This window comes from Mycobacterium sp. Marseille-P9652 (genome assembly GCF_902652685.1).
Lineage (GTDB): Bacteria > Actinomycetota > Actinomycetes > Mycobacteriales > Mycobacteriaceae > Mycobacterium.
The window spans coordinates 78,276-104,751 of record NZ_CACRUY010000013.1 but is presented as its reverse complement, the minus strand read 5'-3'; the positions used below and the strand labels follow the sequence as shown (position 1 = coordinate 104,751).

The following is a 26,476-nucleotide window of genomic DNA, read 5'->3' as shown; positions in this document are numbered from 1 at the left end:
ACCGTGACCCCACAAGCCCGCCGAGCCGCCCGCGCCACCCGGGCCGCCATTGGCGCCGGCGACACCCGACCCACCATCGCCGCCGTTTCCAATCAAGATCCCGCCCGGCCCACCCGCCTGCCCCGTGCCCGCCGCGCCATTGGTGCCATTGCCAATCAGTGGCCGCCCCATCAACAGCTCGGTGGGCGCATTGATCACATCCAAAACGCTTTGCTCCAGAGCCTGCAACGGTGACACATTCGCCGCCTCGGCCGCCGCAAAGGCGCTGCCGGCCCCCGACAGCGCTTGCACAAAACCGTCGTGAAAGACCGCCGCCCGCGCGCAGAGCGCTTGGAACTCATCACCGTGACCGCCGAACACCGCCGCGATCGCGGCCGACACTTCATCACCAGCGGCCGGCAACACTCCCGTCGTCGACGCCACTGCCGCCACATTGGCCGCGCGGATCGCCGACCCGATCCGGGCCAAATCCGCCGACACCGCTTCTAACGCCTCCGGCGCCGCAAGCACAAAAGATGACATGGGGCACCTTCCGCGAATACCTCGAGAACGGTGACAATACAGTTGTATCGTCGATTGGTCGATGGTAGTCCCGCTCGCGATGATTCGTACCGCTTCGCCGGAAATTCACGTGTTACGTACCAACAGTTCAGTAAATGGGACGGTTGCCGCCGATTTGGATACCATACAACTGTATGGCTAGCCCGTATGCGCGTTGCCCCGCCGCGGGGGCGCGCGTGTTTACCCTGAAATGATGTCCAGCGAGCCGGCGCCGAGGGAATCCGTTAGTACGAGCGAGCCGTCGCGCGTGGAGCGGATCCTCAACGCAGCGCTGAAGACGTTCGCCGCCCGTGGCACCGAAGCGACCTCATTGCGAATGATCGCCGCGGCCGCGGGCGTCTCGCTCGGGCTGGTGCAGCATCACTTCGTCACCAAGGCCAACCTCATCCAGGCGGTCGACGATCACGTGACGGCGGTGCTGACGGCCTCACTGGCCACCACCGCATCGGCACCGGACGAAGACCCCGTCGCCGACATCGCGAACCGGGTGACCTCACTACTCGTCGACCACGGTGACGTCGTCGACTATCTATGTCGCGCACTCGTCGACGCCACTCCCACCGGGACGCGGGTCTTCGACACGCTGGTGGCGGTCGCGGGCGGGCACTGGGCTCAGCTCCAGGAGCAAGGGCTGGCCAAGCCCGACCTCGACCCGGTCTGGATGACACTCAACCCGCTGGTGCTGGTGCTGGGCATGTTCATCCTGCGCGCCCAACTGAACCGGCACCTGCCCGAACCCCTCACCAGCCCAACCGAAGTGGAGCGCTGGCGAAACGCCACCGAACAGATCATTGCCGACGGCCAACTGCGAAGGCCGCCAGGCGCCTAGCTTTCCAGCGTGTAGCCCATCGGCATCAGCACGCTCTTCTGCTGCGTGAAGTGCTCGACTCCCTCGGGGCCGTTCTCGCGGCCGATGCCGGAGTTCTTGTAGCCGCCGAACGGGCAGCACGGATCGAACGCGTACCAGTTGATCGCGTATGTCCCGGTGCGAATCTTCTCAGCGACCTCGATGCCGTGCGGCACATCGGAGGTCCACACGCTGCCGGCCAGCCCGTACGCCGAGTCGTTGGCGATCTTGATCGCGTCCTCCTCGGAGTCGTAGGGGATGATGCTCAGCACCGGGCCGAAGATCTCCTCCTGGGCGATCGTCATCTTGTTGTCGACGTCGGCGAACACGGTCGGCTGCACGAAGAACCCGCTGTCCAGGCCCTCGGGGCGGCCGCCGCCGCACACCAGGCGGGCGCCCTCCTCGACGCCCTTGGCGATGTAACCCTCGACGCGGGCACGCTGCTTCTCCGAGATCAGCGAGCCGATTTGCGCGGCCGGGTCCGACGGCAGCCCGACCGGCAGCATCTGCACGAAGTTGCTGACCGCCTCCACCACCTCGTCGTAGCGGGAGCGGGGCGCCAGGATGCGGGTCTGGGCCACGCAGGCCTGCCCGGTGTTCATGATCCCGGAGAACACCAGCATCGGGATCGACGAGGCCAGGTCGACGTCGTCGAGGACGATGGCCGCCGACTTGCCGCCCAGCTCCAGGGTGCACGGCTTGAGCATGTCCGCGGCGCGACGGCCGATCTCCTTGCCGACGGCGGAGCTGCCGGTGAAGGAGAAGAGGTCGACGTTCGGGTTGGAGGTCAGCGCCTGGCCGGTCTCGATGCCGCCGGGCACCACCGACAGCACGCCCTCGGGCAGGCCGGCCTCGGTGAGGACCTCCGCCAAAAGGTTTGCGCTCAAGGGTGTTTCGGCGGCCGGCTTGAGCACCACGGTGCAGCCGGCCAGGAGCGCCGGGCCCAGCTTGTTCACCGCCAGGAACAGCGGCACGTTCCACGCGACGATCGCGCCCACCACGCCGATCGGCTCCCGGTAGACGATGGTCTGCCCGTAGCCGCCGGTGCGGACCTCGCGCCACTTGACTTCGTCGGCGGCGGGGCCGGCGAAGTAGCCCATCGCGCCCATCGTGCTCATCCAGTGCATCGTTTCGATGCCGGTGGGCGGCTGACCGGTTTCGCCCGCGAGCACCGCGGTGAACTGGTCCTTGCGCTCCTCCAGCAACTTGAGCGCGTTGGCCAGGACGGCCGCGCGCTCCTTCGGCGGCGTGGTGGGCCAAGGGCCGTTGTCGAACGCGGCGCGGGCCGCGGCCACCGCGGCGTCGACGTCGGCGGCCGCCGCCAGGGGGGTCTTGCCGACGTACTCGCCGGTGGCCGGGCACCGCACCTCGATGACCTCGGCGGTGGACGGCTCCGTCCACTTGCCGCCGATGAACAGCTTGTCGTATTCGGTCGTGGCCGCAGTCTTGGTGTCGCTCATCTAGCGCCGCTCCTCCTCAGTGCTGCGCGCTGCATCGTCGCCGGCGCGCATGAAACGCCACCCTACCCAAGCGAGGGCGAAACGAGAACACGTTCATTACTGCGGTGACAGCACCAGGACGAGATTGCTGACGAGGAACTCGCGCAGCACCGGAACGGAGGTCAGCTTCCACGCCCATCGCGGGTGGTAGCGCGGAAATGCCGCCACCAGGGCGCCGGTGCTGGCGGCCCAGTCCAGCCCCTCGGCGACCGACACGGCGAACAACGACGACCCGTAGTTGTTTTTCGGGGGACGGCCGTGGATGCGGGCGTAGCGCCGGGCCGCGCGTGCGCCGCCGAGGTAGTGTGCCAGGCCCGTCTCGTGCCCGCCGAAGGGACCGAGCCAGACGGTGTAGGACAGCACGGCCAGCCCGCCCGGCTTGGTGACGCGCAGCATCTCAGCACCGAGTTGCCACGGCCGCGGCACGTGCTCGGCGACGTTGGACGACAGGCAGATGTCGACCGAGTCGTCGGCGATCGGCAGCGCCATCCCCGACGCCCGCACGGTGGTTCCGGGCGCGCGGGCGACGGCGGGGCCGCCGGCGTGCATCTCGCGCGGGTCGGGTTCCACGCCGATGTAGCGGACACCGGCGTCCGCGAACGCCGCCGCGAAGTACCCGGGGCCGCCGCCGACGTCGAGCACCGTGCGCCCGGCTGGGGATTCGCCGTGCAGCCCCCGCCACAGGTCGCCGACCATCGCGGCCGTGTCGGCACCCAGCGCACGGTAGAACCGGGCCGGGTCGTCGCGCTCGAAGCGGAACTCGGCGAGCAGCCGCACCGACCGGGGGAGGGTTGCCCGCCGCGCGAAAACGTTCGTGATGGGAGGGGCGACGGCCACCGGCCAACACTAAGGCCCGGGGTTCGCCTGCCCAGGCTGCTGCGTCCTAACGGCCCGCACAGGTCCGACGGTTAGGCTGACCATCGATGTCCGATCTCCGTTCCGTGTTGCTGCTGTGCTGGCGCGACACCGGCCACCCCCAGGGCGGCGGCAGCGAGGCCTACCTGCAGCGGATCGGCGCCCAGCTCGCCGCGTCGGGGATCGCGGTCACGCTGCGCACGGCGCGCTACCCCGGCGCCGCCCGGCGGGAAGTGGTCGACGGGGTGCGGATCCACCGCGCCGGCGGCCGGTACTCGGTGTACGTCTGGGCGTTGCTGGCGATGGCGGCGGCGCGGTTCCTCGGCCTCGGGCCGCTGCGGCACGTGCGGCCCGACGTGGTGGTCGACACCCAGAACGGGGTGCCCTTCCTCGCGCGGCTGGTCTACGGGCGCCGGGTCATGGTGCTGGTGCATCACTGCCACCGCGAGCAGTGGCCGGTGGCCGGTCCGCTGCTCGGCCGGGTGGGCTGGTTCGTCGAGTCCGCGGTGTCGCCGCGGGTGAACCGGCGCAATCAGTACACGACCGTCTCGCTGCCGTCGGCCCGCGACCTCGTCGCGCTGGGCGTGGACAACGGGCGAATCGCGTTGGTGCGCAACGGACTCGACGAGGCGCCGGCGCAGTCCCTGTCCGGCCCGCGCGCGGCGGGGCCGCGGGAGGTGGTGCTGTCGCGGCTGGTGCCGCACAAGCAGATCGAGGATGCGCTGGAGGCGGTCGCGGAGCTCAACCGCCGGACGCCCGGCGTGCACCTCGACGTGGTGGGTGACGGCTGGTGGCGGCCGCGCCTCGTCGACCACGTGCGACGCCTCGGCATCGCGCAAGCGGTCACCTTCCACGGCCACGTCGACGACGTCACCAAACACCATGTGCTCCAAAGCGCGTGGGTGCACGTCCTGCCGTCCCGCAAGGAGGGCTGGGGGCTGGCCGTGGTCGAGGCGGCCCAGCACCGGGTGCCGACGATCGGGTATCGATCCTCCGGCGGGCTGTCCGACTCGGTGGTCGACGGGGTGACCGGGATCTTGGTGGACAGCCACGCCGAACTGGTGGACCGCCTCGACGAGCTGTTGGCGGATGCGGTGCTGCGCGACGAGCTCGGCGTCAAGGCGCAGGCGCGCTGCGGCGAGTTCTCGTGGGCGCAGAGCGCCGACGCCATGCGCACCGTCCTCGAAGCGGTGCACGCCGGCGAGTTCGTCAGCGGCGTCGTCTAGCCGCGGCGAGGCGGGCCAGCTCGCCGGCGCCTCCCACCACCAGCAACGCCAGCCACGCCAGGTGCGCGCCGACGGCCGCGCGGCGCCGCGGGGCGGGGACGCCGGGGGTGTCACCGCCGATGCGGTAGAGCGCCAGGTCGCGGTCCCGGTACGTGGGCGTCAGGGCGTCGACGGTGCGCGCGGCCGAGCCCGTGTCCCCGGCGGTGTCCGATTCGGCGACCAGCCAGCCCACGCCCGCCGAGGCCAGCGCCGGGGGATTGGCCCCGGCCAGCAGCGACGACTGGACGCTCCGCGCGCGATCGCCCTCGCCCGGCACCACGACGCCCGAGATCACCAGGTCCCCGGTGCTCAGCACGTCGGCGCGTACCCACCGCGGCAGCGGGTCCAGAACCGGCGCGGGACCGGACCAGGAAAACCGCCGCATGGTGCCCGCGGGCAACACCGCGACCGTCCGGGGATCGGCGTTGATCCGCGCCGCCACCGCCGCCCACCCGGGCGGGTAGCGCACCGGGAGCACCCGGCCCCACACCCCCCACGCCAGGTCGGGCAGCGCGAGGATCAGCGCCACGCAGCACGCCGACGCCACGACCGCCGGCCGGACGCGACGCAGCGCCAACACCGCGCCGGCGCCCGCCAGCGCGTAGCCGGGCAGCGCCAGCGCGACCCACTTCTGGCCGTCGCGCAGCACGCCGAAGCCGGGCGACGCGTCGACCACCGCGCCCAGGAGGCGCAGCCCCGGGCCGGTCGCCAGGGCGGCCGGCACCAGCACCGCGACCGCGGCCAGCGTCAGCAGCGGCGCCGCCGCGCGCCGCCGCGCCGCCATCACCATTCCTGCTCCCACTATCGCCAGCAGCACGGCGGCCGACGGCAGCGCGAAAAGCGTTGCCCGCGAACCGGGCACCGCCTGTCCGTTCCAGGTGCCACCCAGGCTCGCCAGCGTGACCAGCGTCCCCAACCCGGGTTCGGCGCGCGGCGCGAAGGCGTTCACCCCGAGCGCGTTGGCGGCGGTGTGCGCGGCCGGCGCGGATCCCGTCAGCGCCGCCGTCAGCCAGGGCAGCGCCCCCACCACCGCACATGCGACGGCGACGGCCGCGCAGCGCAGGCGCGACCACCCGTCCCCGGGCGCGACGACGCACACCAGCGCCACGGTCGCGGCCAGCAGCAGCCCGGTCGGGGTGAGCCCCGCCAGCGCGACCCAGAACGCCAGCGCGAACGCAAAAGCCCCACCCGACGTGCGCAGCGCCAGCATCGCCGTCGCGACCCAGGGCAGGCAGCCGTAGCCCAGCAGCAGGCTCCAGTGGCCCTGCAGAAGTCGTTCCGCCACATAGGGATTCCAGATCGCGAGCGTGGTCGCGACGAACTCGCCGGGCGCGCCGGCGTCGGGCAGCACGGTCGCGGCCAGCCGCGCCGCGCCCCAGCCCGCCAGCCACAGGCCCGAGACGAGCAGCGCCTTGACCACGACGCCGCCGTCCAGCAGGTGGGAGGCGAGCGCGACCGCGAAGTCCTGCGGCGTCGCCCGCGGCGCCGAGGTCAGCCCCAGCGCGGCGTCGGACAGGTACGAGCGCGGCGTCGACACCGCGTCGCGCAGCAGCAGGTAGCCGGGCGCCAGGAGCGGGGCCGCCACCAGCAGGGCGAGGGCCAGGGCGTAGCCCGGGCGGATCCAGCGCACGGTCAAAGCATCCCGGGCGGGACTACTCCCGTTCGGGCGGGCCGGGCGGCTTGGCTTCGGGCGGCCCGGGTTCGGTCGGCTCAGCCCGGGCATCGCTCCGCCCCTCACCAAGGGCCGTCGTGGGCGGGTCGGCCCCGGCCGTGGGCGACTCCCCCTCGACGGGGCGCTGGGTGGGCAGCTTCTCCGTCTCGGCCTCGGCGCCGGGCACCGGTTGGTCGGGACCGCGGCCGAACAACTCGTCGTCGCCGCGGTCCAGGCCCGGGTCGGTCAGGGCGCTTTCGGTCCGCAGGCTGAACGAGGCGAGCAGGCCGCCGCCGACCAGCGCGATCAGGCCCACCGCGGTGAACGTGATGGGCAGCACGCGCGACCACAGCGCCAACCGGTCGCGCTCGTCGCGGGCCGTGTTGACCTGCGATTCGACGGTCTCCTGGTTGGAGGTCACCTTGTAGTCGACCAGCGTCAGCTCGGGCTTGAGCGGATCGCGGGCGAAGTAGTGGTGGGCGTGCTCGGTCTCCTTGACGATGGTGCCCGACACCGGGTCGACCCAGAAGGTTCGCTGGGCCGCGTAGTAGCGCGTCATCGTGATCTGCTCGCCCGGATCGCCGGGCACCCCCCACATCGCCGCCGAGGTGGTGAACTTGGAGTCCGTCGTCTGGTCGGCGTACAGGGTCGGGTAGGTCACGGGCGCCACGAGTCTGCCGTCGGCGTTGTAGCCGACGTTCTGGGTGAACTTGTAGGCGGTGAGGCCGTTGACGTCTTCCTGGCTGTCGTAGTTGACGTCGAACGGCTTCTGCGCGATCGGGTCGAAGAAGGGGTACGTCTTCTTCTCGGTGTGGAACGGGAACCGGTAGGCCAGCCCGTCGTGGTGCAGCGGGATCGCGGTCGGCGGGTTCTCGTCGCCGAAGGCGCGTGGCTTCTGGACCGAGCCACCGGTGTGGGTGTCGTCGGAGACGGCCATCGCCGTCTTGCGGTTCAGGGTGACGGTGTCGACGATCGCCAGCAGGAGCCCGCTGTCCTTCTGCTTGTCGGTGCGCCGCAGCGACGAACCGACCTGCAGCGTGACGACGTCGGCGTTGGCGGGCGACTCGACGCTTTCCTGCTGCTGCGACACCAGCGGCACGTTCTGGTTGACCACCAGGTGGTCGGTCGACAGCGACGCCGCGTCGAGCGCGCTGCCCGTGCCGTCGCTGACCAGCGTGGCGTCGATGTCGAGGGGGACCTTGGTGATCCGGTGACTGGTGTAGGTGGTCAGCAGGAGCGCGGCGATCAGCAGGGCGGCCCCGAGCCCGATGATCCCGCATGCGGCAAACCGCAACATGACTGCTCGGTTCACGTTGCCGTGCCCTCCTCGTGTCCCCAGAATCGGCCGCCGCGACCCGTTGCGACCCCGACGCGAAGCAAACCCGTTCGACCCTAACAGCAGGTTCTAAGGCCTCGGCTTATGAACCCATCGCACCCTGGGGGCCCCGCGTCCGGTGCAGACTGTGATCGTGAGCGACAACCCGCTTGTGGGAGGCGTGCGCAGCTTCCTGCCCGCCGTCGAGGGCATGCGTGCGTGCGCGGCCGCGGGCGTGGTGGTCACCCACGTCGCGTTCCAGACCGGGCACTCGAGCGGTGTCTTCGGCCGGCTGTTCGGCCGCTTCGATCTGGCGGTGGCGGTGTTCTTCGCGCTGTCGGGCTTCCTGTTGTGGCGTGGGCACGCCGCGGCGGCGCGGAACATCGCGCCGCGCCCCCGCACGGGTCATTACCTGCGGTCCCGCGTGGTGCGCATCATGCCCGCCTACCTGGTGGCGGTGGTGGTGATCCTGTCGCTGCTGCCCGACGCCGACCACGCCAGCCCCACCGTGTGGCTGGCCAACCTGACGCTCACCCAGATCTACGTGCCCCTCACCCTCACCGGCGGCCTGACCCAGATGTGGAGCCTGTCGGTCGAGGTCACCTTCTATCTGGCGCTGCCAGTCCTGGCGCTGCTGGCCCGGCGCCTGCCCGTGGGGGCCCGGGTGCCGGCCATCGCCGCCCTGGCCGCCCTCAGCTGGGCCTGGGGCTTTTTGCCGGTGCACACCGCTCCCGGAACCAACCCGCTGAACTGGCCGCCGGCGTTCTTCTCCTGGTTCGCCGCCGGCATGCTGCTGGCCGAGTGGATCCACAGCCCCGTCGGACTGCCGCACCGGCTGGCCCGCCGAAGGCCGTTGATCGGCGCCGTGGCGGTGGCGGCCTTCCTGGTGGCGGCTTCGCCGCTGGCCGGGCCCGAGGGCCTCACCCCGGGCACCGCCGGCCAGTTCGCCGTCAAGGCGGCCATGGGTTCGCTGGTGGCGTTCGCGCTCGTCGCGCCGCTGGTGCTGGACCGGCCCGACACCCCGCACCGCCTGCTGGGCAACGCGTTCATGGTGACGCTGGGCCGGTGGTCCTACGGGCTGTTCGTGTGGCACCTCGCCGCCCTGGCCATGGTGTTTCCGGTGCTGGGCATCTTCCCGTTCTCCGGCCACATGCCCTCGGTCCTCGCGCTGACGCTGGTGTTCGGCTTCGCGATCGCCGCCGTCAGCTACGCCCTGGTCGAGTCTCCGTGCCGGGAATGGCTGCGCCGCTGGGAGAAACGCGCCACGCGGACCCCCGACGCGGACGAGGCCGTGGACGCGGAGGCGGACGCCGTCGCGCCGTGACGGAAATTTTGGGTAGCCTGCGAGTGAACGGTCGTTCGCCGACGGCGACCGTCCACCGGGCGCGACCCGGTTAGCGTCGCGATCGCGAGCGCGGCGTAGCCGGGCGAGACGGGTCGCGACCATCGAGCTAGTCAGGGGGGAGGGTTCGACGCATGGACGACCAGATGACCGCGACACAGACACTCGCACGTGCGCCGCACGAGCGGTTACAGCCGGGGGAACGTCCACTTCCGCCGAACGAGGACCCCTTCTACCAGCCGCCGCCGGGGTATCAACACTCTCTGCCCGGCGCCGTTCTGCGCTCACGGACCGTCGAGCTGGGCTTCCTCGGAGTGATCCCGCAGAGCTGCACGGCCACCCAGCTGCTGTACCGCAGCACGAACCTGCACGGTGACCCCGAGGTCGCGGTGACCACCGTCCTGGTGCCTGAACAGCGCGACCCGCAGGCCCAGTGTCCGATCCTGTCGTATCAGTGCGCCATCGACGCCGTGGACTCGCGGTGTTTCCCGTCTTACGCGCTGCGCCGGGGGGCCGGGCCGATCGGCGCGTTCACGCAGGCGGAGTATCTGCTCGTGGCGGCGGCATTGGCCGAAGGCTGGGCGGTTTCGGTGCCCGACCACGAGGGCTGTCATGGCATGTGGGGTGCGCCGCGCGAGCCGGGCTACCGCATCCTCGACGGGCTGCGCGCCGCCGTGAATTGCGAGCGGCTGGGGCTGTCATCGGCCGCCCCGATGGGCCTGTGGGGGTACTCGGGCGGCGGGCTGGCCTCCGCCTGGGCCGCCGAGCTGTGCGCGGACTACGCGCCGGAACTCGACATCGCCGGCGCCGTCCTGGGCTCGCCGGTCGGTGACCCGGGCAGCGTCGCCCGCCGCCTGAACCGGTCCGTGTTCGCGGGGCTGGCCGCGCTGATGATCGCGGCGCTCACCGACGTGTTCCCGGAAGCGCGGCGAGTCGTCGACCACCACGCCAGCGACGAGGGCAGGTCGCTGCTGGAGGAACTGCGGTCCTTCACCACCGCGCAGGCGGTGTGGCGACTGCGCCGTTCCGACATCGGGACGTACGTCGACATGTCCGCCGACGAACTGTGGGACCTCCCCGAGGTGCGCCACATCTTCGACGAGACCCAGCTCGGCAAGACCCCGCCACGCCCGCCGGTGCTGGTCGTGCAGGCGGTCCACGACCGGATCATCAGCGTCACCGATATCGATCGACTCGTCGACACCTACGCGGCCGGCGGGGTGGCGATCGCTTACCACCGCGACCGGTTCTGCGGTCACCTGCTCCTGCACCCGCTGTCCACGCCCATGACGCTGCGCTGGCTGCGCGACCGGTTCACCGGTCAACCCCTGGACAAAGACCGCATCGAGACGATGTGGCCGACGCTGTTCAACCCGCTGACCTACTTGGGGATGCTCAAGCTCGGCGTCGTCACGGGGAAGGTCATCCTCGGGCGGCCGGTGCGACGTCGCCCCCGGTAGCGGCCGCCGCCACCGACCGACGGCGCGCGATGACGTCGGCGCGCACCGCCGACCGCCGCGCCTTACCCGCGTCGTCGCGCAGGGGGGTGTCGACGAACTCGATGACGTGCGGCACCTTGTACGACGAAACACGTTCGTGCAGAAAGCTTTTCACGCCCTCGGCGTCCAGCGCCGAACCGTCGGCCGTGTGGACCAGGGCGTAGGGCACCTGGCCCAGGTCCTCGTGCGGGACGCCGACCACCAGGCAGGACAGCACGTCGGGGTGCGCCGACAGCGCGTTCTCGATCTCGGCGGGGTAGACGTTGCGGCCGCCGACGGTGAACATGTCGACCCGGCGGTCCGACAGGTAGAGGAATCCGTCTTCGTCGAAGTACCCGAGGTCGCCCAGCGAGTCCCAGCCGTCCCGGGTCTTGGCCGTGGCGCCGACGTAGCGGTAGGTCGGGGCGCTGCCGGGGGCGGGCCGCATGTAGATCTCGCCGACGACGCCGGGCGGGCACGGGTTGCCGTCGTCGTCGAGCACGGTCATCTCCCCGGCGACCACGACGCCGACCGAGCCGCGGTGGGTCAGCCACTGGTCGCCGCGGATGAACGTCAGCGCCTGTAACTCGGTGCCGCCGTACAGTTCCCAGACGACCTCGGGCCCGAGCAGCTCGATCCACGCCTCCTTGACGGCGGGCGGGCACGGCGCGCCCATGTGCCAGAACCGGCGCAGCGACGACAGGTCGTAGGCGTGCGGGGCCACCCGGTAGACGGGCAGCGCCCGCTGCATGATCGTCGGCACCGTGGTCAGGAACGTGACGCGATGGTCGGTGATCAACTCGAGGAAGCGGTGCGGGTCGAAGCGGCTCATCAGCACCAGGTGGTGGCGCATCAGCAGCGCGATCGTCGCGGTGGTGAAGCCGGTGTTGTGGGACAGGGGGATGGGCACCAGGGTGGTGTCCCCCTCCTGCGCGCCCAGGGGGTAGCCGATGGCGGCCGGGATGCGGCTGTCGCCGCCGGACTCGATCAGCTTGGGCCGGCCGGTGCTGCCACCCGACCCCATCGCCTTCCACACCGGTGAGACCGCTTCGGGCAGCTCGGCGTCCGACAGCGCCGGGTCGGGCGTGAAACCCGCTGGCACAGAAAAAATTTGGTCGCTTTCGCGCCCCACGAGCAGGGCGGGCGGCCGCAGCTCCAGCAGACCCTGTAGCTCCGCGTCGGGCAGCCGCGCCGACAGCGGCTGGGGCACCGCGCCCAGCTTCCAGCACGCCACGGCGGCCTGAATCCACTCGATCGAGTTGGGCAGCACCATCGTCACGTAGTCGCCCACCCCGACGCCGCGCTCGGCGTAGGCCCGGGCCAACCGGTTCGTGGAGGCGTCCAGCTCGGCGCGGGTGAGGGTCACCCCGTCGCAAGTGACCGCGGGCTCGTCGGGGGCCAGTGCCGCCAGCGCGGAGATCTGCTTCCCGATCGGTTGGACCGGCTGGGTCATCAGTACGCGCCCTGCCGTTCGAAGATGCGGCGCGGGTTGTCGACCAGCATCGCGTGCAGCTGCTCGTCGGTGACGCCGCGCTCCTTGAGGGCGGGGATCACGTCGTTGTGGATGTGCAGGTAATGCCAGTTCGGCATGACCTGCGGCACCAGCTCCTCGGGCAGCGCGTCGAAGTAGCAGTTGGCGTCGTGTGAGAGCACCATCTTGTCGGCGTGCCCGCGCTCGCACATCTGCGCCACGATGTTGACCCGGTCCTCGAACGGGGAGATCGCGTCGATGCCGAACCGGTCCATCCCGAGGTAGGAGCCGGCGGCGATGAGCTCCTCGAGATAGCCGACGTCGGTGCTGTCGCCGGAGTGGCCGATGACCACGCGGGTGAGGTCGACGCCCTCCTCCTCGAAGATCTTCTGCTGCTCGAGGCCGCGCCGCAGCCCGGCGTGGGTGTGCGTCGAGATCGGCACACCGGTGCGCTTGTGCGCCTGGGCGACCGCGCGCAGCACCCGCTCGACGCCGGGGGTGACGCCGGGCGCGTCGGTGGCGCACTTGAGGATCCCGGCCCTGACGCCCGTGTCGGCGATGCCCTGCTCGATGTCGCGGACGAACATGTCGGTCATGATCTCCGGGCCGCCCAGCTCGGCGCCGGGACCGAGGTAGTGGAAGTAGAAGGGCACGTCGTTGTAGGTGTAAAGACCCGTCGCCACAACGATGTTCAGGTCGGTCTGGGCCGCGACGCGCGCGATGCGCGGGATGTAGCGGCCCAGCCCGATCACGGTGAGGTCGACGATGGTGTCCACCCCGCGCGACTTCAGCTCGTTCAGCCGGGTGATGGCGTCGGCCACCCGCTGCTCCTCGTCGCCCCACCCTTCCGGATAGTTCTCGGCGATCTCGGTGGTCATGATGAACACGTGCTCGTGCATGAGCGTCACGCCGAGTTCGGACGTGTCGATGGGCCCGCGGACGGTATTGAGTTCTGACACCCGTCTGATGCTAGGGCGCAGCGGCGGTTCACCGACAGGGCTTTCTGCAGTACGTTGCCCCCATGCTCCTCAATCCGCACCACCTGCAGCGCAAGTACCCGGACCGCCGCTCGGGGGAGATCATGGCCGCGACGGTCGACTTCTTCGAGTCGCGCGGGAAGGCGCGGCTGAAGTCCGACGACCACAACCGGGTGTGGTACTCCGACTTCCTCGACCACATCGGCCGCGAACGCATCTTCGCGTCGCTGCTGACGCCGTCCGAGTACGGCTCCGACGATTGCCGCTGGGACACCTACCGCATCAGCGAGTTCGCCGAGATCGTCGGCTTCTACGGCCTGAGCTACTGGTACCCCTTCCAGGTCACGGCGCTGGGGCTGGGCCCGATCTGGATGAGCGACAACGAGGACGCCAAGCGCAAGGCCGCCGCGCAACTCGAGGCGGGGGAGGTCTTCGCGTTCGGGCTCTCGGAGCGGACCCACGGCGCCGACGTCTACCAGACCGACATGATCCTCACGCCCTCCGAGCGCGGCTGGACCGCGAGCGGCGAGAAGTACTACATCGGCAACGCCAACGTCGCGCGGATGGTGTCGACGTTCGGCAAGATCGGCGATACGGACGAGTACGTGTTCTTCGCCGCCGACTCCCAGCACGACCGCTACCGGCTCATCAAGAACGTGGTGAACTCGCAGAACTACGTCGCCAACTACGCGCTCGACGACTACCCCGTCACCGAGGCCGACCTGCTGCACCGCGGCCCCGACGCCTTCCACGCCGCGCTCAACACCGTCAACGTGTGCAAGTACAACCTCGGCTGGGGCGCCGTGGGCATGTGCACCCACGCCATGTACGAGGCCGTCACCCACGCGTCCAACCGCATCCTGTACGGCACCGTCGTCACCGACTTCAGCCACGTGCGCCGGCTGCTCACCGACGCCTACGTGCGGCTGGCCGCCATGAAGCTGGTGTGCACCCGCGCGTCGGACTACATGCGCAGCGCCTCGGCGACCGATCGTCGCTACCTGCTGTACAGCCCGCTCACCAAGGCCAAGGTGACCAGCGAGGGCGAGCGGGTGATCATCGCGCTGTGGGACGTCATCGCCGCCAAGGGTGTTGAGAAGGACACCATCTTCGAGGCGATGACCCGCGAGATCGGTTTGCTGCCAAGGCTCGAGGGCACCGTCCACATCAACATCGGGCTGCTGGGCAAGTTCATGCCCAACTTCCTGTTCGCCCCCGACGCCGCGCTGCCCGCGATCGGCCGCCGCGACGAGGCCGCCGACGACGCGTTCCTCTTCGCGCAGGGGCCGACCGGCGGCCTGGGCAAGGTGCGCTTCCACGACTGGCGCGCCGCGTTCGACAGCTACGGCCACCTGCCCAACGTCGCCCGGCTGCGCGGGCAGATCGACGTGCTCACCGAGATGCTCGCCAGCGCCACCCCCGACGCGGCGCAACAGCGCGACGTCGACTTCGCGTTCGCGGTGGGGCAGCTGTTCGCGACGGTCCCGTACGCCCAGCTCATCCTCGAGGAGGCGGCGCTGTCCGGCGTCGACGAGGCCCTGCTCGACCAGATCTTCGCCGTCCTCGTGCGGGACTTCAACGGCTACGCGGTCGAACTCGGCGACAAGCCGTCGACCACCGACGAGCAGGCCCGGTTCGCGACGCGCATGATCCGCCGCCCCGTCCACGATGCCAGGAGCTACGACCAGGTGTGGAAGGAACACGTCCAGCCGCTCAACGGCGCCTACGAGATGCGGCCCTAGGCCGCGCGGGTCAGCGGCTGGCCCGGGCGGCCTCGATCGGGACGATCGCCGTGAGCGTGTCCTCGTTGACCACGTGGTAGGCGTCGTACCGGTCCACCGTCGGGTCGCAGTGGGGGGTGACGAGTTCGACGCGATCGCCGAGGCCCAGGGGTGTATCGGCGGGCCGGGTCAGGGCGCCGTGCTCGTCTCCGAAAAACCCGTACCGGGAGTCGGCGAAACGTTCACCCGCCGGGCGCGGCGGGGGCCCGTCGGTGGCGAACGCCTTCAGGCCCGCGTCGACGGTGACGACGGGTCCGGCGTTGACGCTGATCACCTGGGCCGACACGAACAGGCTGGTGCGAAACTCGCCATCGGCGTCTTCCCCCAGCGCGTCGCGGTATTGCGCGTCCATGAATACGTAAGAGCCGGGCTGTAATTCGGTGAGCAGTCCGATGTCCAGATCGGACTGCACGGTCCCCGTGCCGCCGCCGGTGATGGTCTCGATGCGGTGGCCGGCGCCCCGTAGCGCCTCGACGACGCCCGCGAGCACGTCCATCCCCGCGCGCACCGCGTCGCGACGGGCCGTGAATCCGGCGATGTGTTGCCAGTGACCGCCGTAGCCCTGAACACCGGCCAGTGTCAGCGAGGGGCGCCGCGCGATGTGATCGGCGAGCGTGAGGGCCTCGGCCGGGCCCGGCACGCCGGTGCGCATGAGCCCGACATCGACGTCGATGACGACCCTGATCGAGCCGCCGCGCTCGGCCGCCTCCCTGGCCAGCGCCGAGACGGGAGCGGGATGGTCGACGACGCAGGCGAATCCGGGGTCGACCGCCGCCAGGTCGCACAACCGTCCCGGCATGGCGGGATCGGCGACCGGCGAGGTCAGCAGGATGTTGCGCACACCGGCCGCCGAAAGCGCCTCGGCCTCACCAACTTTCGCGCAACAGACGCCCACTGCCCCCGCGGCCGTCTGCTTGTGGGCGATCCATGAGCACTTGTGCGTCTTGGCGTGTGGCCGCAGGGCGACCTTTCCCCGGGTGCGTTCGGCCATGCGGGCGATGTTGGCGTCCAGCGCCGCCTCGTCGAGGATGAGGGCCGGCGTCGGCACCCGGGCACGCGAACCCGGCCGCCCAATCTCCGCCCGCGCCAACGCTTCCGCGACCGACACGGCTATCCGCGGGCCGCGATCGGGGTCAGGTGTTCGAATCCGGCTATCGACGCGACCTCCGGCAGGCGGCGAATGGTGCCGTTCTGCGCCCACTGCCCTTCGGGCACTTCGTGGATGACGCACGACGTGACCACCATCCGGTCGCCGGGGACGGCCACGGCCGATTCGGCCGCTTCCTGAAGATCCTGGGCGAACCGCGCTTTGCGCGCGCCGTCGAGCACGCCGGCGCTGACCTGCCAGTCGATGAACACGCCGGCGACGGCGGCGTCCGCGCTGACTCCTGCGGAATAGAAGTTGTTCGGACCCAACTCCTGCAGGAGCACCAGTGCCCGCATCCGGCTCTCGGGGCGGTCGGGCACCGACTCGGCGCGGCAGGCCGCCTCGGTGAGGGCCGCGGCGAGGCGCGCCTTCTGGGCGTCGTCAAAAGCGCCGGGCGTCAGGGTCACTCGCATCAAGGGCATGACATGACCTTCCGGCAATGGACGCCCGCAAGCCAGTGGCGAGAACGACAATTTTCTTGCATAATTCGCCACATGATCGGCGTCGACGTCCTCGTGCTCGACGGGGCGAGCGCCAGCGCCGTCGGCGCCACCGTCGATGTCGTCCACGCGGCCAATCGAATTCACGGCAAGGCGATCTTCGACCTCCGGTTCGTGGCGCCCGACACCCGCGCCGTCCTGCGCGGCGGTCTGGCCGCCACGGCCCAGCCGCTGGAGCGCGCCAGGCCGCGCGATGTGATCGTCATCCCCGGGCTGGGGGCGGCCGAGCCGGCGGAAATCGACGCCCGACTCGGCGCCGCCGACGTGGGCGCCGCCACGCGATGGCTGGCGGGGGCGGGCGGCCGCGGCGCCGACATCGCGGCCTCCTGCACGGCGGTGTTCCTCCTCGGGGTCGCCGGCCTGCTGGACGGTCGGCGCTGCGTGACGACGTGGTGGCTGGGGGCGGACCTGGCCGGCGTCGCGCCCGCCGCCCATGTCGTCATCGACGAGATGGTCGTCCGGGACGGATCGATCTGGACCGCGGGCAGTGCCTTCGCGCACATCGACCTGATGCTGGCGCTCATGCGCCACTTCGGCGGGGCGGCGCTGACCGACGAACTCGCCAACCGGCTCGTCGCCGATCAGCGCACCTCGCAAGCCAGCTTCCTCATCCCGTCGCATCTGGCGGCCCGCGACGAGACCGTCGCCGCGCTCGAGAGATTTCTGCGCTCCCGCATGGACGAGGCGCACACGCTCGATTCGTTGGCGCACCGGTGCGGGCTGAGCCCGCGGACGCTGGCGCGCCGGACGCAGAAGGCGGTCGGTCTCAGTCCCCTGCAGCTCGTGCAACGAGTGCGCCTCGAACGCGCGCTGCACCTGCTGCGGACCACCCGCATGCCGCTCGAGGAGATCACCGCGGCCGTGGGGCTCGCCGACCCGGCTACGCTGCACCGACTGGTCAAGCGGCACACGGGTCGGTCCCCCGGCGCGCTGCGTCCGGGCGCCCGGCCGAGGTCTGCCTAGGCTCGCCGGGCGTTCATTTCGCGGGCAGCTTGAGAACCCGGTCGTTGCCGTAGTCGGTGACGTAGACGTTGCCTGCGGCGTCCGCCGCCACCGCCTCGGGGTGGCTGAGCCCCGTGAACGGCAGCTCCACCGAGGTGTTCGAATCCGCCGGCAGCTCGAGGACGCGGCTGTGCCAATAGTCGGTGACGTAGACGTTGCCGCGGGGGTCGACCGCCACCCCCTCGGGATGGTCCACGCCGGCGAACGGCAGTTCGACGGCGGCCTTCGCCCCCGCCGGCAGCTTGAGCACCCGGTCGTTGCCGTAGTCGGTGACGTAGGCGTCGCCGGCCGCGTCGACCGACACCCCGGCCGGGTTCTTCAGGCCGCTGAACGGCAGCTCGACCTGGGCCGTCGATCCGGACGGCAACTCGAGCACCCGGTTGTTGTTGGCGTCGACGGTGTAGACGTTGCCCGCGGTGTCGACGTCCACGTCGGTCGGACCGTTCAGGCCGGCGAACGGCAACTCGACCTGGGTGACGGACCTCGCCGGCAGCTCGAGCAGCCGGTTGTTGTTGGTGTCCGCGACGTAGACGTCGCCCGCGCTGTCGACGGCCACGCCCGAGGGATTCTTCAGCCCGTTGAACGGCATGATGGCGGCGATCGTCGACCCCGCGGGCAGCTTGAGCACGCGGTTGTAGGTGGAGTCGGGGGAGTAGACGGCGCTGGTGTTGTTGGCGTCGGCGATGTAGACGTTGCCCGCCGTGTCGACCGCCACGCCGTAGGGTTCGCGGATGCCGGCGAAGGGCATCACGACCTGTCCTCGCTGATGGGTGTGGCGCGAGAAGAGCCAGGCTCCGATGCCGCCGGCCACCAGGACGACAACCAGGGCGGCGCCGCCCAGCAGCAGCCATCTCCTGCGTGTGGCCGGGTGCGGCGAAGGGCTCGGCGCCGGTGGGGAATCGGTGCCTTCGGTGGCGGATGCCCGCCCGTCGTCGATCACGGTCGGTCAGCCCCCTTTCCGCCCAACGGTCCTTCGCCTGTCTAACGCTTCAAACCTCGCAGATTGTGGGCATCCCAGCCGGTCGATCTTGTCGCGGTTGCTTGATGTTGGCCGGTCGTTAACGTCTGGGGCGCGACGCCCTTGACTGTGGTGTGGCTCACAGTAGGATGACCACTGGTCATCAATTCCCGAGGGGGCCCAGTGCCAACAGTGACGTGGGCGCGCGTCGACCCCGCCCGCCGCGCGGCCATCATCGAGGCCGCGGAGTCGGAATTCGGCGCGCACGGATTCTCCGGCGGCAGCCTCAACGTCATCGCCCGCCGCGCGGGCGTGGCCAAGGGCAGCCTGTTCCAGTACTTCGCCGACAAGCGCGACCTGTACGCGTTCATCGCCGACATCGGCAGCCAGCGGGTGCGCTCCTACATGGAGGACCTGATCCGCCGGCTCGACCCGAGCCGGCCGTTCTTCGAGTTCCTCACCGACCTGCTCGACGCCTGGGTGGCCTACTTCGCCGAGCACCCGCACGAGCGCGCGCTGCACGCCGCGGCGACGCTGGAGGTCGACACCGAGGCGCGCGTCAGCGTGCGCAGCGTCATCCACCGCCACTACCTGGAGGTGCTGCGGCCGCTGGTGCGCGACGCCCTGGCCCGCTGCGACCTGCGCGCCGACGCGGACACCGAGGCGTTGCTGTCGCTGCTGCTGCTGCTCTTCCCGCACTTGGCGCTCGCCCCCTACATGCGCGGCCTCGACCCCATCCTGGGGCTCGACGAGCCGAGCCCCGAGCAGCCGGCGCTGGCCGTGCGCAGGCTCGTGGCCGTGCTCTCGGCCGCGTTCTCGGGCCAGCCGGTCAAACAGCCCGTCAAACGATCGGAGGAGGTCACATGAAACGGACCCACGTCGGCGCCCTAGCCGCAGGCGGACTCAACTGGGACAGCTTGCCGCTCAAGCTGTTTGCCGGAGGCAACGCGAAGTTCTGGAATCCGGCCGACATCGACTTCTCGCGCGACCGCGCCGACTGGGAGAGCCTCACCGACCTCGAACGTGACTACGCCACCCGCCTGTGCGCGGAGTTCGTCGCCGGCGAGGAGGCGGTCACCGAGGACATCCAGCCGTTCATGTCGGCGATGCGGGCCGAGGGCCGATTGGGCGACGAGATGTACCTGACCCAATTCGCGTTCGAGGAGGCCAAGCACACCCAGGTGTTTCGCATGTGGCTCGACGCGGTCGGTGTCAAAGACGACCTGCACCGCTACCTCGACGACCTTCCGGCGTACCGGCAGATGTTCTACGACGAGCTGCCCGAGTGCCTGCACGCGCTGTCCATCGACCCGTCGCCGTCGGCCCAGGTCCGGGCGGCCGTGACGTACAACCACATCGTGGAAGGCATGCTGGCGCTGACCGGGTACTACGCGTGGCACAAGATCTGCGTCGGCCGGGGCATCCTGCCCGGCATGCAGCGACTGGTCGGCCACATCAGCGACGACGAGCGGCGCCACATGGCGTGGGGCACCTTCACCTGCCGGCGCCACGTCGCCGCCGACGACGCCAACTGGGGCGTGTTCGAGCAGCGGATGAACGAGCTGCTGCCGCTGGCGCTGAAGGTCACCGAGGAGAGCTTCGCCCTCTACGGCGACGACGTGCCCTTCGGCATCTCCCCGGAGGAGATGACGCAGTACGCCGCCGACAAGGGGATGCGGCGGTTCGGCACGATCTCCAGCGCCCGCGGGCGGCCGGTCGAGGAGATCGACCTCGACTACTCGCCGGTGCAACTCGAGGACACCTTCGCCGACGAGGACGAGAAGGCGCTGGCGGCAGTCGGCTGAACCTCGCCGGCTACTCGACCTTCTTGCCGCTGCCGGAGTCGCCGGTGTCGGGTGAGCCGATCCAGACGGTCTTGGCGTTGCAGAACTCGCGGATCCCCAGACCCGCCAGCTCGCGGCCGTAGCCCGAGCGCTTGACGCCGCCGAACGGAAGCTCGGGGTAGGACACCGTCATCCCGTTGATGAACACCTGCCCGGCCTCGATGTCGTCGATGAACCGCTGCTGCTCGGCCTCGTCGCGCGTCCAGGCGTTGGAGCCCAGCCCGAACGTCGTCGCGTTGGCGATCTCGATCGCCTCGTCGATGTCCGCCGCCCGGTACACCGACGCGACGGGCCCGAACACCTCCTCGGTGTAGAGCGCCATGTCCTTGGTGATGTCGGTGACCACCGTCGGTGGGTAGAACCACCCCGGCCCGTCGGGACGCTTTCCGCCGCAGCGGATCACCGCGCCCGCCGCGGCCGCGTCCTCCACCTGCTTGGCGACGTCGTCGCGGCCGGACTCGGTCGCGAGCGGGCCGACGTCGGTGTCCGGGTCGGTCGGGTCGCCGACGCGCAGCGCCTCCATCTTCTCGACGAACTTCTCCACGAACTCGTCGTAGATGTCGGCGTGGGCGATGAACCGCTTGGCCGCGATGCAGGACTGGCCGTTGTTCTGCGTCCGCGCGGTGACCGCGGTCTTGACCGCGGCGTCCAGGTCCGCCGACGGCATGACGATGAAGGGGTCGCTGCCGCCGAGTTCCAGCACGGACGGCTTGATCTCGTCGCCGGCGATGGCGCCCACCGACTGGCCCGCCGGTTCGCTGCCGGTGAGGGTGACCGCGGCGACGCGGGGGTCGCGCACGATGCGCTCGACGGCGCTGGACGAGACGAGCAGCGTCTGGAAGCAGCCGTCCGGGAAGCCGCCCCGGGCGATGACGTCGGCCAGGTACAGCGCGGTCTGGGGGACGTTCGACGCGTGCTTGAGCAGGCCGACGTTGCCGGCCATCAGGGCGGGCGCGGCGAACCGGACGGCCTGCCACAGCGGGAAGTTCCACGGCATCACGGCCAGCACCACGCCGAGTGGCTGGTAATGGGAGTAGGCCTTGGCGGCGTTGACCTTGGCGGCGTCGGCCGGCTCGTCGGCGAGCAGCGCCTCGGCGTGCTCGGCGTAATAACGAAATCCCTTGGCGCACTTGATCACTTCTGCCTTGGCCGAGGCGAGCGTCTTGCCCATCTCCTCGGTCATCATGGCGGCGGTCTGGTCGGCCTCGGCCTCGAGCAGGTCGGCGGTGGCGTTCGCCCACTGGGCGCGCTGGGTGAAGCTGGTGCGGCGGTAATCGGCGAAGCGCTGGTGGGCGCGGGCGATAGCCGCGTCGACCTCGTCGTCGGTGGCCGGGGTGAAGGTCTTGATTGTCTCGCCGGTAGCCGGGTTGATGGTGGCGATGGGCACGTTGACGTCCTTCGCGTTTAAGGGTTGATAAAACGTCCAACACCTAGCCTGCCACTATCGTTCCCGACAGGGAGGTGCCGGATGACCAAAGCGGCCGAGTTGATGATCAAGTGCCTGGAGAACGAGGGGGTCGCCGTCATCTTCGGGGTGCCGGGCGAGGAGAACATCCGCTTCGTGACGGCGCTGGCCAACTCGGAGATCCGCTACGTGCTGACCCGGCACGAACAGGCGGCGTCGTTCATGGCCGAGATGTACGGGCGCGTCACCGGGCGGGCGGCGGTGGTCTCGTCGACCCTGGGGCCCGGCGCGATCAACATGCAACTCGGCGTCGCCGACGCCACCACCAACAGCACCCCGCTGGTGGCGATCTCCGCGCAGGTCGGCCAGGACCGCGAGTTCAAGGAATCGCACCAGTACGTCGACCTGGTGCGGATGTTCGCGCCCATCACCCGCTGGGCGGCCGACATCCCGACCTCGCGCGCCATACCGGAGATGTTCCGCAAGGCGTTCAAGGTCGCCGAGACCGAACGCCCCGCCGCGGTCTACCTGGCGGTACCGGAACACATCGACGCCGACGAAGCGGACTACGACCTGAAGCCGCTGCCGCGCAACGTCGTTCGCCCCGACGCCCCCGCCCCGGGGCAGGTCGAGCGGGCGGTCGACATCCTGCGGCACGCCAAGCGTCCGGTGCTGCTCGCCGGGCACGGCGCGGCGCGCGCCGGCGCGACCGACGCCCTGGTCCGGTTCTCCGAGGAGATCGGCGTCCCGGTCGCCAACACCTTCCACGGCAAGGGCGTGATGCCCGACGACCACCCGAACAGCATCGGCACGTTGGGCTTCATGCGCCACGACTACGTCAACTTCGGGTTCGACAACGCCGACGTGGTGATCGCGGTCGGCTACGAGCTCCAGGAGTTCGACCCCGTCCGGATCAATCCGCAGGCCGACAAGAGGATCATCCACATCCACCGCTTCCCCGCCGAGGTCGACGCCCACTACTCGGTGGACGTCGGGATCATCGGCGACATCAGCGCCTCCCTCGATGCGCTCACCGACTCGCTCGCCGGTCACGCCTACGAGGCGAGTCCGGAGGTGCCCGGATCCGGGTTGCTGTCCGAGGAATTCGCACGGGGACAGCAGGATTCGCGCTATCCGCTGGCGCCCGCGCGGCTGGTGGCGGACACCCGGGCCGCGCTGGGCCGCGGCGACGTCGTTCTGGTCGACACCGGCGCCACCAAGATGTGGATGGCCCGGCTCTATCCGACCTACGAGCCCAACACCTGCCTGGTCTCGAATGGCTTGTCCACCATGGGTTTTGCGCTGCCCGGCGCGCTCGGGGTCAAGCTGGCGCGGCCCGAAGTCAAGGTGCTGGCGGTCGTGGGCGACGGCGCTTTCATGATGAACTCCCAGGAGATCGAGACGGCCGTACGCGAGAGGATCCCGCTCGTCGTGCTCATCTGGGAGGATGGCGGCTACGGCCTCATCGAGTGGAAGATGGACCTCGAGCTGGGTGAGCACGCCTACGTCAACTTCGGCAATCCCGACATCGTCACGTACGCGGAAAGCTTTGGCGCGAAGGGATATCGGATCAGCAGCGCCGACGAACTGTTGCCGACGCCGCGGGCCGCGCTCGACGACGACGGGGTCTCGCTGATCTGCTGCCCGGTCGACTACTCCGACAACTTGCGGCTCACCGACCGGCTGGGCGAGCTGGACGAGACGCTGTAGCGGCCACGTCCGAGCTCTATGGCCCGCACCGCGCGGCGCCCGCCAGCCACGAACGGCTGTCCCGACCAATAGGCATGTTTCGAATCCGCTAGCAGAGGTGATAGCGCTTTCGAGAGTCACCTTTCTCCCTTCAGAGACCGGCGGCACACCTTCGCTGACCGCGAGGTGGGAAAGCCGCCGTAGAAAGGGCTGGTTGCGAGTACCCTCTCATCGGTGCCCTATGTCGTCACGACGCCCGATGTGCTGACGGCCGCGGCCGGGGACGTCGCCGGGATCGGAAGGGCGGTCAACGACGCGGCATCCGCCGCGGCGGCTGCCACCACATCGATGGCGACCGCAGGCGTCGACGAGGTGTCGACAGGCATCGCGGCGGTGTTCGCCGCGCACGGCCGCTGGTACCAGGCGGCCATCGCGCAAGCGGCACAGGTTCACCAACGATTCGAGTCCGCGCTGGCGGCAAGCGCCGACGCCTACCTCACCACCGAGATCGACAACGCCGCCGCCGCGGCCCCGACGGCCGCGGCCGCCACGAGGATCACGATCCCCGGCGCGGGACCGCTCTACTATCCGAGGTTCATCACCGAGCTGCCGTACCTCGGTCGCCTGGTCGTCTCGGGGATCGGCATGCCGGGGCCGATGTCCGCATCGATTCTGCAGGAATACGACGCACTGAACCGAGCGATCGGGGAGAACTGGTTCCCCGGCACCACCTCCCAGGTGGTCGACTACCCGGCGAGCATCGGCATCGTGAGCGGGAGCCTGGCCGCCCCCACGGTCAACAGCGCCGTGACCATGGGGCAACAGGCGCTCAACAGCCAGATCATGAACGCGTTCGCCAGCGGCAGCGGTTCGCCCGTGTACGTCGCCGGTTTGTCCGAGGGAACCGTCGTCGTCAACCGGGAGTTGGCATTCCTCGCGTCCAGCCCGAGCGCTCCGCCGCCGAATGCCCTGAAGTTCGCCATGTTCTCCAGCCCCGAAGTCGGTTTGGTCAACACCTACCTTCCCGAAGGGTTCACCATTCCGGTGATCGACTACACCGCGCACACCGTGCTCAACACCCAGTACGACGTCAGCGTCGTCTCACCCCAATACGACTTCTTCAGCAATCCGCCCGACCGGCCGTGGAACCTGCTCGCGGATGTCAACACGCTGTTCGGCGCGTTCTACTACCACAACACGGCATCACTCTTGACCCCCTCGAATGCGGTCGTGATGTCCAGCGTGACAACGCCTTTGGGGGGCACGGTCACCGACTACATGATCCCGTCGCCGACGCTGCCGATGTTGCTGCCGCTCGAGCAGATCGGCGTGCCACAGCCGATCGTCGACGGCCTCAACGGGTTCTTGAAACCGATCGTCGACGACGGGTACTCGTCCCTGACGCCGGGTGCCGGGCCGTACTTCTCGCACGGGTCACTGGTCGGCTGGCCGCAGTTCGGCCCGTGACGTGGGCCTGACGTAGCCGCCGATCAGCTCGCGATGCCACCACGCCCGATCCCGGCGCAGCTCGGCGAAGGTCGTGAAGCGGTACTCGTACAACATCGCCCGCACAAAGCGGGGCGGCGCGTCCGGGAAAGGGTTGTGCCGCAGCAGCTTCAGTGTCGGCCCGTCGTTGCGCAGCAGCCGTTGCAAGAAGGGGCCCAGCCACGGCTGCGCGTACCCGGGGGAGATGGCGGCGAACCACATCAGCCAGTCCAGTCGCAGGTGGTAGGGCGCCCACTGCCGCGGCAACCGGCGCACGTCTCCCGGCTTGCCCTTGAACTCGTATTCCCGCCATACGGTTTCGGGGCCGAGGCGCTCGTCGCCGGTGCCCTCGATCACCACCTCGTGGCGCACGCGCCCGATGCTGCCGAAGGCGCCGTAGGTGTTGATGAGGTGAAAGGGGTTGAAGGACATGTTCATCCGCTGCCGCGACGAGAGCATGTTACGCACCGGCCAGTAGCTCAGGAACAGCACGCCGGCACCGAAACCGACCACCAGCCCGGCGAACCACTGGGGCGGGGCCGGCCAGTGGTGCGGCGGCACACCGACCAGGGCGCGCACCGACGCGTCGTCGATCGCGCTGAACGCCAACAGGATCGTCAGCCAGTTGAGCCACGCGAAGTTGCCCGACGCCACCAGCCACAGCTGCGTCACCACGACGATCGCCCCGGCCACACTGGCGATCGGCTGCGGCGCGAACAACCCGAACGGCACGATCAGCTGCGCAAAGTGGTTGCCCGCCACCTCAATCCGGTGCAGCGGCCTGGGCAGGTGGTGGAAGAACCAGCTCAACGGCCCGGGCATGGGCTGGGTCTCGTGGTGGTAGTACAGGCAGGTCAGGTCGCGCCAGCATTCGTCGCCGCGCATCTTGATCAGCCCGGCGCCGAACTCGACGCGGAACAGCAGCAGCCGGGCCGCCCAGAGCGTCACCAGCGGGGGCGCCACGGCGTCGTTGCCGAGGAAGACCATCAGGAACCCGCTCTCCAGCAGCAGCGATTCCCAGCCGAACGAGTACCAGGCCTGCCCCACGTTGACGATCGACAGGTACAGCGCCCACAGCGCCAGCCACATCAGCATCGCGGCCCACAGCGGTGCGAGGTCGGCCACGCCGGCGACGGCGGCCGCCGCGAGCGCCGCGCCGAACCACGAGACGCCCGCGAAGAGCCGATCCGAGTAGCGCAGGTGAAAGACGCTGGGCGCCTGCCAGAACGACCGTCCCGCCAGGAACCGCGGCACGGGCAGGATGCCGCGCTCGCCGATGAGCGCGCGGAACTGCGCGGCGGCCCCGACGAACGCGATCAGGTAGACGGCCGCGACGCCGCGCTCGAGCACCAGCCGGCCCAGCCAGTATCCGGGTGCCGAGAACCATCCCATGCCCGTCACGTA

Annotated in this window: 22 protein-coding genes; 10 read left to right on the top strand and 12 right to left on the bottom strand. The window is 70.1% G+C overall.

Going from position 1 to position 26,476, the window contains the following annotated elements:
* Nucleotides 1–522 (bottom strand): PE family protein (locus GPY60_RS10305; protein WP_156687561.1); only part of this gene is annotated, 522 nt, incomplete at its 3' end.
* Nucleotides 523–754: 232 nt separating this feature from the next.
* Between GPY60_RS10305 and GPY60_RS10300 the strand changes: the two genes are divergently transcribed.
* Nucleotides 755–1,390 carry a TetR/AcrR family transcriptional regulator gene (locus GPY60_RS10300; protein ID WP_156687560.1) on the top strand — a complete coding sequence of 212 codons (636 nt, stop codon included), beginning with the start codon at nucleotides 755–757 and terminating at the stop codon, nucleotides 1,388–1,390.
* On the opposite strand, the gene GPY60_RS10295 is transcribed toward GPY60_RS10300, so the two are convergent.
* Nucleotides 1,387–2,868: an aldehyde dehydrogenase gene (locus tag GPY60_RS10295; protein WP_156687559.1), complete on the bottom strand. Its 1,482-nt coding sequence runs from the start codon at nucleotides 2,866–2,868 to the stop codon at nucleotides 1,387–1,389. The two genes, GPY60_RS10300 and GPY60_RS10295, sit on opposite strands and share 4 nt — an antisense overlap.
* Nucleotides 2,869–2,964: 96 nt before the next feature.
* Nucleotides 2,965–3,726 carry a class I SAM-dependent methyltransferase gene (locus GPY60_RS10290; protein WP_156687568.1) on the bottom strand — a complete coding sequence of 254 codons (762 nt, stop codon included), beginning with the start codon at nucleotides 3,724–3,726 and terminating at the stop codon, nucleotides 2,965–2,967.
* A gap of 104 nt (nucleotides 3,727–3,830) precedes the next feature.
* On the opposite strand from GPY60_RS10290, the gene GPY60_RS10285 reads away from it, so the two are divergent.
* Entirely contained in the window at nucleotides 3,831–4,988 is a 1,158-nt protein-coding gene (locus GPY60_RS10285; protein WP_156687558.1) for a glycosyltransferase family 4 protein, read from the top strand.
* Here the strand turns inward: GPY60_RS10285 and GPY60_RS10280 are convergent.
* Both GPY60_RS10280 and GPY60_RS10275 read right to left on the bottom strand, forming a co-directional pair.
* Entirely contained in the window at nucleotides 4,972–6,657 is a 1,686-nt protein-coding gene (locus tag GPY60_RS10280) for a hypothetical protein (protein WP_156687557.1), read from the bottom strand. The two genes, GPY60_RS10285 and GPY60_RS10280, sit on opposite strands and share 17 nt — an antisense overlap.
* A 22-nt stretch (nucleotides 6,658–6,679) precedes the next feature.
* Nucleotides 6,680–7,990: a DUF3068 domain-containing protein gene (locus GPY60_RS10275; RefSeq protein WP_156687556.1), complete on the bottom strand. Its 1,311-nt coding sequence runs from the start codon at nucleotides 7,988–7,990 to the stop codon at nucleotides 6,680–6,682.
* A gap of 214 nt (nucleotides 7,991–8,204) precedes the next feature.
* Between GPY60_RS10275 and GPY60_RS10270 the strand changes: the two genes are divergently transcribed.
* Nucleotides 8,205–9,317, top strand: coding sequence for an acyltransferase family protein (locus GPY60_RS10270; RefSeq protein WP_370462686.1), 1,113 nt, complete (start codon nucleotides 8,205–8,207; stop codon nucleotides 9,315–9,317).
* Between the two features lie 152 nt (nucleotides 9,318–9,469).
* Nucleotides 9,470–10,795 (top strand): lipase family protein, encoded by a 1,326-nt coding sequence (locus tag GPY60_RS10265; protein ID WP_156687555.1) that lies wholly within the window; start codon nucleotides 9,470–9,472, stop codon nucleotides 10,793–10,795.
* On the opposite strand, the gene GPY60_RS10260 is transcribed toward GPY60_RS10265, so the two are convergent.
* Nucleotides 10,758–12,266, bottom strand: coding sequence for an AMP-binding protein (locus tag GPY60_RS10260; RefSeq protein WP_156687554.1), 1,509 nt, complete (start codon nucleotides 12,264–12,266; stop codon nucleotides 10,758–10,760). The genes GPY60_RS10265 and GPY60_RS10260 overlap by 38 nt on opposite strands.
* Nucleotides 12,266–13,243, bottom strand: a complete 978-nt coding sequence (locus GPY60_RS10255; RefSeq protein ID WP_156687553.1) for a phosphotriesterase-related protein — start codon at nucleotides 13,241–13,243, stop codon at nucleotides 12,266–12,268. Before GPY60_RS10255 ends, GPY60_RS10260 begins: the two co-directional genes overlap by 1 nt.
* 62 nt (nucleotides 13,244–13,305) lie before the next feature.
* Between GPY60_RS10255 and GPY60_RS10250 the strand changes: the two genes are divergently transcribed.
* Nucleotides 13,306–15,003 (top strand): acyl-CoA dehydrogenase family protein, encoded by a 1,698-nt coding sequence (locus tag GPY60_RS10250; protein WP_156687552.1) that lies wholly within the window; start codon nucleotides 13,306–13,308, stop codon nucleotides 15,001–15,003.
* 10 nt (nucleotides 15,004–15,013) lie between these two features.
* On the opposite strand, the gene GPY60_RS10245 is transcribed toward GPY60_RS10250, so the two are convergent.
* Both GPY60_RS10245 and GPY60_RS10240 read right to left on the bottom strand, forming a co-directional pair.
* The gene (locus tag GPY60_RS10245; RefSeq protein ID WP_197283622.1) at nucleotides 15,014–16,090 is read right to left on the bottom strand and encodes a DSD1 family PLP-dependent enzyme; all 1,077 of its coding nucleotides are present in this window, start codon (nucleotides 16,088–16,090) and stop codon (nucleotides 15,014–15,016) included.
* A gap of 62 nt (nucleotides 16,091–16,152) precedes the next feature.
* Nucleotides 16,153–16,611 (bottom strand): tautomerase family protein, encoded by a 459-nt coding sequence (locus tag GPY60_RS10240; protein WP_156687551.1) that lies wholly within the window; start codon nucleotides 16,609–16,611, stop codon nucleotides 16,153–16,155.
* Between the two features lie 72 nt (nucleotides 16,612–16,683).
* Between GPY60_RS10240 and GPY60_RS10235 the strand changes: the two genes are divergently transcribed.
* Entirely contained in the window at nucleotides 16,684–17,652 is a 969-nt protein-coding gene (locus GPY60_RS10235; protein WP_197283621.1) for a GlxA family transcriptional regulator, read from the top strand.
* Nucleotides 17,653–17,665: 13 nt separating this feature from the next.
* On the opposite strand, the gene GPY60_RS10230 is transcribed toward GPY60_RS10235, so the two are convergent.
* The gene (locus tag GPY60_RS10230) at nucleotides 17,666–18,631 is read right to left on the bottom strand and encodes an NHL repeat-containing protein (protein ID WP_156687549.1); all 966 of its coding nucleotides are present in this window, start codon (nucleotides 18,629–18,631) and stop codon (nucleotides 17,666–17,668) included.
* A 201-nt stretch (nucleotides 18,632–18,832) separates the two neighbouring features.
* Between GPY60_RS10230 and GPY60_RS10225 the strand changes: the two genes are divergently transcribed.
* Together GPY60_RS10225 and GPY60_RS10220 are read left to right on the top strand one after the other, a co-directional pair.
* Nucleotides 18,833–19,516 (top strand): TetR/AcrR family transcriptional regulator, encoded by a 684-nt coding sequence (locus GPY60_RS10225; protein WP_156687548.1) that lies wholly within the window; start codon nucleotides 18,833–18,835, stop codon nucleotides 19,514–19,516.
* Nucleotides 19,513–20,454: a R2-like ligand-binding oxidase gene (locus tag GPY60_RS10220; RefSeq protein WP_156687547.1), complete on the top strand. Its 942-nt coding sequence runs from the start codon at nucleotides 19,513–19,515 to the stop codon at nucleotides 20,452–20,454. The genes GPY60_RS10225 and GPY60_RS10220 overlap by 4 nt, the downstream gene beginning before the upstream one ends.
* 10 nt (nucleotides 20,455–20,464) lie before the next feature.
* Here the strand turns inward: GPY60_RS10220 and GPY60_RS10215 are convergent, their stop codons facing one another.
* Complete coding sequence (locus tag GPY60_RS10215; protein ID WP_156687546.1) at nucleotides 20,465–21,880, bottom strand: NADP-dependent succinic semialdehyde dehydrogenase; 1,416 nt, start codon at nucleotides 21,878–21,880, stop codon at nucleotides 20,465–20,467.
* An 81-nt stretch (nucleotides 21,881–21,961) separates the two neighbouring features.
* Here GPY60_RS10215 and GPY60_RS10210 point away from each other — a divergent pair, with 81 nt between their 5' ends.
* The gene (locus GPY60_RS10210; protein WP_156687545.1) at nucleotides 21,962–23,608 is read left to right on the top strand and encodes an acetolactate synthase large subunit; all 1,647 of its coding nucleotides are present in this window, start codon (nucleotides 21,962–21,964) and stop codon (nucleotides 23,606–23,608) included.
* A gap of 213 nt (nucleotides 23,609–23,821) precedes the next feature.
* Nucleotides 23,822–25,054 carry a PE-PPE domain-containing protein gene (locus tag GPY60_RS10205; protein WP_156687544.1) on the top strand — a complete coding sequence of 411 codons (1,233 nt, stop codon included), beginning with the start codon at nucleotides 23,822–23,824 and terminating at the stop codon, nucleotides 25,052–25,054.
* Here the strand turns inward: GPY60_RS10205 and GPY60_RS10200 are convergent.
* On the bottom strand, nucleotides 25,022–26,464 hold the full coding sequence (locus tag GPY60_RS10200; RefSeq protein WP_156687565.1) for a lipase maturation factor family protein: 1,443 nt from the start codon (nucleotides 26,462–26,464) through the stop codon (nucleotides 25,022–25,024). The two genes, GPY60_RS10205 and GPY60_RS10200, sit on opposite strands and share 33 nt — an antisense overlap.
* Between the last annotated feature and the right edge of the window lie 12 nt (nucleotides 26,465–26,476).

Bases quoted from the DNA above. Each gene is read 5' to 3' on its own strand.
- GPY60_RS10300 (WP_156687560.1), top strand. From the start codon at position 755: ATGTCCAGCGAGCCGGCGCCGAGGGAATCCGTTAGTACGAGCGAGCCG.
- GPY60_RS10295 (WP_156687559.1), bottom strand. From the start codon at position 2,868: ATGAGCGACACCAAGACTGCGGCCACGACCGAATACGACAAGCTGTTC.
- GPY60_RS10285 (WP_156687558.1), top strand. From the start codon at position 3,831: ATGTCCGATCTCCGTTCCGTGTTGCTGCTGTGCTGGCGCGACACCGGC.
- GPY60_RS10270 (WP_370462686.1), top strand. From the start codon at position 8,205: ATGCGTGCGTGCGCGGCCGCGGGCGTGGTGGTCACCCACGTCGCGTTC.
- GPY60_RS10265 (WP_156687555.1), top strand. From the start codon at position 9,470: ATGGACGACCAGATGACCGCGACACAGACACTCGCACGTGCGCCGCAC.
- GPY60_RS10260 (WP_156687554.1), bottom strand. From the start codon at position 12,266: ATGACCCAGCCGGTCCAACCGATCGGGAAGCAGATCTCCGCGCTGGCG.
- GPY60_RS10250 (WP_156687552.1), top strand. From the start codon at position 13,306: ATGCTCCTCAATCCGCACCACCTGCAGCGCAAGTACCCGGACCGCCGC.
- GPY60_RS10240 (WP_156687551.1), bottom strand. From the start codon at position 16,611: ATGCCCTTGATGCGAGTGACCCTGACGCCCGGCGCTTTTGACGACGCC.
- GPY60_RS10235 (WP_197283621.1), top strand. From the start codon at position 16,684: ATGATCGGCGTCGACGTCCTCGTGCTCGACGGGGCGAGCGCCAGCGCC.
- GPY60_RS10220 (WP_156687547.1), top strand. From the start codon at position 19,513: ATGAAACGGACCCACGTCGGCGCCCTAGCCGCAGGCGGACTCAACTGG.
- GPY60_RS10210 (WP_156687545.1), top strand. From the start codon at position 21,962: ATGACCAAAGCGGCCGAGTTGATGATCAAGTGCCTGGAGAACGAGGGG.
- GPY60_RS10200 (WP_156687565.1), bottom strand. From the start codon at position 26,464: ATGGGATGGTTCTCGGCACCCGGATACTGGCTGGGCCGGCTGGTGCTC.